General features: G+C 61.2%; 5 protein-coding genes and 1 tRNA gene. 1 reads left to right on the top strand and 5 read right to left on the bottom strand.

Annotated elements, in window-relative coordinates; genetic code table 11:
- Nucleotides 1–98: 98 nt before the first annotated feature.
- The 3 genes from Q0K62_RS07750 to lysS form a co-directional block, all read right to left on the bottom strand.
- Nucleotides 99–839 carry a phosphoglyceromutase gene (locus Q0K62_RS07750; protein ID WP_297317401.1) on the bottom strand — a complete coding sequence of 247 codons (741 nt, stop codon included), beginning with the start codon at nucleotides 837–839 and terminating at the stop codon, nucleotides 99–101.
- Between the two features lie 148 nt (nucleotides 840–987).
- A complete protein-coding gene (menA, locus tag Q0K62_RS07755) occupies nucleotides 988–1,971 on the bottom strand; it encodes a 1,4-dihydroxy-2-naphthoate octaprenyltransferase (protein ID WP_297317402.1) in 984 nt (327 codons plus the stop codon).
- Nucleotides 1,972–2,043: 72 nt separating this feature from the next.
- A complete protein-coding gene (gene lysS / locus Q0K62_RS07760; RefSeq protein WP_297317403.1) occupies nucleotides 2,044–3,702 on the bottom strand; it encodes a lysine--tRNA ligase in 1,659 nt (552 codons plus the stop codon).
- A gap of 107 nt (nucleotides 3,703–3,809) precedes the next feature.
- Between lysS and Q0K62_RS07765 the strand changes: the two genes are divergently transcribed.
- Nucleotides 3,810–3,883: transfer RNA gene (locus tag Q0K62_RS07765), tRNA-Pro, on the top strand.
- A 92-nt stretch (nucleotides 3,884–3,975) separates the two neighbouring features.
- On the opposite strand, the gene Q0K62_RS07770 is transcribed toward Q0K62_RS07765, so the two are convergent.
- Both Q0K62_RS07770 and Q0K62_RS07775 read right to left on the bottom strand, forming a co-directional pair.
- Complete coding sequence (locus Q0K62_RS07770; RefSeq protein WP_366515898.1) at nucleotides 3,976–4,440, bottom strand: PfkB family carbohydrate kinase; 465 nt, start codon at nucleotides 4,438–4,440, stop codon at nucleotides 3,976–3,978.
- On the bottom strand, nucleotides 4,335–4,877 hold a 543-nt coding region (locus tag Q0K62_RS07775; RefSeq protein ID WP_297317404.1), incomplete at its 5' end, for a PfkB family carbohydrate kinase. The genes Q0K62_RS07775 and Q0K62_RS07770, both read right to left, overlap by 106 nt.

Below are 4,877 nucleotides of genomic sequence, written 5' to 3' on the forward strand. Positions count from 1 at the left end.
CATATGAAAAGGTGGTGCCGCCCCTCACCAGAGGGACGGCACCACCTTGATTGCAAACATCAATGAGTCATCGACCGGTACGAATCACCGGTCAGGGCTCACTTCTGGCCCTGGGCGGCGACGGCGGCGGCACCGGCGGCGGCTGCCTCCGGGTCCAGGTACTCGCCACGGGGCTTGATGGGCTTGAAGTTCTCGTCCAGCTCGTAGAGCAGGGGGATGGCCGTCGGGATGTTGACCTTGGCGATCTCCTCCTCGGTCAGGTCGTCAAGCATCTTGACGATGGCACGCAGGGAGTTGCCGTGGGCGGCGATCAATACCGTCTTGCCGGTCTTGAGCTCGGGAATGATGTCGCTCTCCCAGTACGGGGTAACGCGCTTGACCACGTTGGCCAGGGCCTCGGCACGGGGTACCGGATCGCCCGCATAACGGGGATCATGGGTCTGGGAGTACTGGTCATCAGGGTCGATCTCTGGCGGCGGGGTGGCATAGGAACGGCGCCAGAGCATGAACTTCTCGTCGCCGTACTCTTCGCGGATCTCGCTCTTGTTCTTGCCTTGCAGGGCACCATAATGGCGCTCGTTCAGCCTCCAGTCACGCTTGACGGGGATCCAGAGACGGTCGGCCTCATCAAGGGCGATGTTGGCGGTGTTGATGGCACGACGCAGAAGGGAGGTGAAGACGATATCGGGCAGCACGCCCTTGTCCTTGAGGAGCTTGCCACCCTTCTTGGCTTCCTCCTCGCCCTGCTCGGTCAGCGGGACGTCCACCCAGCCGGTGAACTGATTGGTGTTATTCCATGCGCTCTGGCCATGCCGGAGCAATACTAGTTTGTACGTCATATACAGCAGTCTAAGACCTGAGAGGGACTCCCCGAACCCTACCCGACCAGATACGGTCATCCCCCTCCCTGAGGCTGGGAGGACGCCGATCCCGCAGAGGCCATCAGGAGGGGGCCAAGCCGACCACCACCCCTGTGGCACCTTGGGGCTAGACCAGTTCCAAGAGAAGACCGATCGTCCAGCAAAGGGCCGATACCAGGGTTCCCTGGCCGGCCAGGACAAAGGCCTTGGGCTGGTTCCCCTGGGCGAACCTTATACATATAAGCAGGAGGAAGGCGGCGATGGGGATGACGATGATGACGGCCGGGATGGCGACAGATCCGAAGGTCCAGAAGACCGTAACGAACCGTCCCAGGGAGATCAGAACACTGATTGCATAGACCAGGTAGATGGAGATGCGGGCGGCCTTGTCTCCCACCAGGACGGCGTAGGTATGCTTGCCCGACTTCCGGTCCGAGTCGATGTCGCGGTAGTTGTTGAGCATAAGCAGGCCAACGGAATTCAAGCCGCAGACGCAGGCGGCCAGAACTCCGGTCAGATCCACCGAACCGATGAGGAAGTACTCGGTGCCCAGGGTGGCCACCAGGCCGAAGAAGATGAAAACGCTGAGTTCACCCAGGCCGTGATATCCGTAAGGGTGCTGGCCGCCGACGTAGAACCAACCGGCGGCCAGGCAGCAGATGCCCACCAGGATCATCCACCAGTGTCCGGTGATGGCCATGACGGCCAGGCCCATGATGCAGGTAAGGCCAGCCGCGACCATGGTGGCCTGGAGGACCTTTCGAGGGGCCACACCTGCGGCCACCAGGCGCTGGGGTTTGCCGGAGACGGCCTCGGCCTCACCACGCTTCTCGTCGGTGCCGCGGATGCCGTCGGAGTAGTCGTTGGCGAAGTTGGCTGCTATCTGCATGGACAGGGCCAGGAGTACCAGAAGGAAGAAGACCGCAATGATCCTGCCCGGGGTGGCCTGGACCAGGTTGGGATCGGGCGGGGTGGCCGAACAGCCGCTGTTGCACTGGTCCTGGAGACGGGCCCGCACCACCAGGGCAGCGGCCGTTCCCACACAGACCGGAGCCACCGAGGCAGGGAGGGTTTTGGGCCGCATACCATTGATCCACAGTTTCGTATCCATCTCAACTCCCTCATGCCTTGACATTGACCACAACCCGGCCAGGATGGACCGCCGACACCACGGTCGGCTCAATCAGCCCAGGGGCTTGACCAATGGGAAGGTGATGGTCTCACGGATGGAGGCGCCGGTCAGGGCGATCAGAAGACGGTCGATGCCCATGCCCATGCCTCCGGCAGGCGGCATGCCCACGCCCAGGGCCTCCAGGAAGTCCTCGTCGATGTCCATGGCCTCCACGTCGCCCTGACTGGCCATCTTGGCCTGTTCCACGAACCGCTGCCGTTGGACAACCGGATCGTTCAACTCGGAGTACCCGGTCGCCAGCTCGAACCCGCGCACGTAGAGGTCCCACTTCTCCACGACGCCCTTCTTGGTCCGGTGGGCCTTGACCAGGGGCGAGGTCTCGACCGGGAAGTCCCGCACGAAGGTGGGCTCGTAGAGTTTGTCCTGCCAGAAGTGCTCCCAGAGGTGCTCCACCAGCTTGCCGTGGTTCTCTGCCGGTTCCTCCTCCAGGCCGAGCTTGTCGGCGATGGCCCGCAGGTGCTCCTTGCTGGTCTCCGGGGTGATTTCCTCACCCAGGGACTCGGACAGGGAGCCATACATGCTGATCCGCTTCCACTCCCCGCCGAAGTCGTACTTCTGCCCGTCCAGCAGGGTGACCTCCAGGGACCCGAAGGCATCCTGGGCGGCGTGCTGGATCAGCTCCTTGGTCAGGTCGCCGATGGTGTCATAGGTGCCGTAGGCCTGGTAGGCCTCCAGCATGGTGAACTCCGGGGCATGGGTCCCGTCGACACCCTCGTTGCGGAAGTCGCGGTTGATTTCGAAGACCCGCTCGATGCCCCCCACCAGGCAACGCTTCAGGAAGAGCTCGGGGGCGATGCGCAGGAAGAGATCGATGTCGAAGGCGTTCATATGGGTGGTGAAGGGGCGCGCCGCCGCTCCACCATGGACGGTCTGGAGCATGGGGGTCTCGACCTCCATGAAATCGTGGCTCTCGAAGGTGCGACGCAGGGAGGAGACGGCGGCCGAACGGTGGCGGACCATGGACCGTACCTTGTCATCGGCGATCATGGCCAGGTATGGTTTGCGAGTGCGCTGCTCCTCGGTCAGGTCCTTGTGGAGGGCGGGCAGGGGCTGCAGGGCCTTGGCGGCGATGTTCCATTCGGTGGCGAAGACGGAGAGTTCACCGGTCTTGGAGGCCACCACCCTGCCGCGCAGGTAAAGGTGGTCGCCCAGATCGACCAGCTGCTTGAACCGCTTGAGGGAGTCCGCCCCGATCTCCCGCTTGGAGACCATGCCCTGGATGCGAGTGCCATCGCCCGAAGCGAGCTGGACGAAGCACAGGCCGCCACCATTGCGCAGGAAGAGGACACGACCGGCGATACCAACCACGTCCTCGGTCTCCTGGCCGGGCTCAAGCTTGCCCTCATACCGGTCGCGCACCTGATTGATGGTCTCGGTCACATCCAGGTGGACCGGGTAGGGCTCGATGCCCTCCTTGAGCATCTGGGCCCGCTTGGCCACGCGAATCTGCACCTGTTCGGGATGCGCCAGGGGGCCGAACTCCTTATTGCTGGGATCGATGGCCTCCTCGGGGCTGGCTCCTGCATCGACCCGGGCCGTAATGGCATCATCCTGGTCCAGCAGCATCTGGGCCCGCTGGATGGTGTTCATGCCCTCGTCACCGGGTTCCTGACCTTGAAGATTCTCCGTGGTATCGCTAGTCTCACTCATAACTTACCAGTGTACGCAAAAGCCGATACACGACCCCTGCAACAGGGGCCCACCGCCACGCCGAATGGTCTTGTACCACCCCACCGTGTAAAATCAAAGACTTGTCACGGGGTATAGCGCAGCTTGGTAGCGCGCTTCGTTCGGGACGAAGAGGCCGGGGGTTCAAATCCCCCTACCCCGACGGACATAAGAGAGGGGGACGGGCATATCAGCCCTGTCCCCCTTTTCCTTTACTCGCGCGTATCAGCCATGCAACAACACGGCAAAATCCAATCACCTATTCATATCGACAAGGGTTGGAAAGGCTTGGTGGTTGCCGATCCTACTGACCTTGATGGCAGCCGCTTTATTGGCGAAATTCACCGCTTTCAGGAAATCACCGTGCTGAGCATAGGAAACAGCCAAGGCACCCGCGAATACATCACCGGCACAGACACTATCCAGCGCATGCACCTTGACCGAATCAATCTCATAGATTTCACTTTCGTGCAGGACCACACTCCCTTCAGCACCCAGCTTGACGATCACGGTATCAGGCCCCATTGCAGCAATGGCCTTGGCCGCTTCGACGGCCTCGACCTTGTTGGTGACATGGATGCCGGTGATACGTTCGGTCTCCTGCTGGTTGGGGGTCACGCAGTCGGCATAAGCGAGCGATTCCTTGAAGAAACCGTCGGCAGGAGCGGGATCCAGAATGATGTACATTCCCTGTTGTTTCCCTGCCTGCAATGCAGCCAATACCGATTCCCTGCTAGTTTCCAGCTGAAGCAATAAGACGGGAGCTTCAACTCCACCAGGGCCTGGGTAACCTCGGTCCCCTTGATGGTGTCGTTGGCTCCCAAGGTTCCGACCATGGTATTTTCAGAGGTCTGATCGACCTGGACGACGAAAGTCCCTGTCCCCTCATCTGGATTACGCATGACGAATCTGGTGTCCACATCCCATTCCTTGAGGTTGTCCAACATCTGTTTTCCGGCACCGTCCTCACCCACTGCACCAAGCATGGCGACCTTACCACCAAGTTTTGCAGCGGCGACCGCCTGATTCGACCCCTTGCCTCCCGGTAGCATGGTGATGCTCTTTGCCGTAGCGGTATCCCCGTGCTTGGGGTAGGTGGTGATGAGTGCTTTGACATCAAGATTGATGCTTCCCAGTACAACAAGATCGAATTGCAT

Origin of the sequence: uncultured Bifidobacterium sp. (assembly GCF_945269915.1) — a bacterium.
In the GTDB taxonomy this organism is placed as follows: Bacteria; Actinomycetota; Actinomycetes; order Actinomycetales; family Bifidobacteriaceae; genus Bombiscardovia; species Bombiscardovia indica.

Coding starts and splice junctions, on each gene's coding strand:
- menA (WP_297317402.1), bottom strand. CDS start 1,971: ATGGATACGAAACTGTGGATCAATGGTATGCGGCCCAAAACCCTCCCT.
- Q0K62_RS07750 (WP_297317401.1), bottom strand. CDS start 839: ATGACGTACAAACTAGTATTGCTCCGGCATGGCCAGAGCGCATGGAAT.
- lysS (WP_297317403.1), bottom strand. CDS start 3,702: ATGAGTGAGACTAGCGATACCACGGAGAATCTTCAAGGTCAGGAACCC.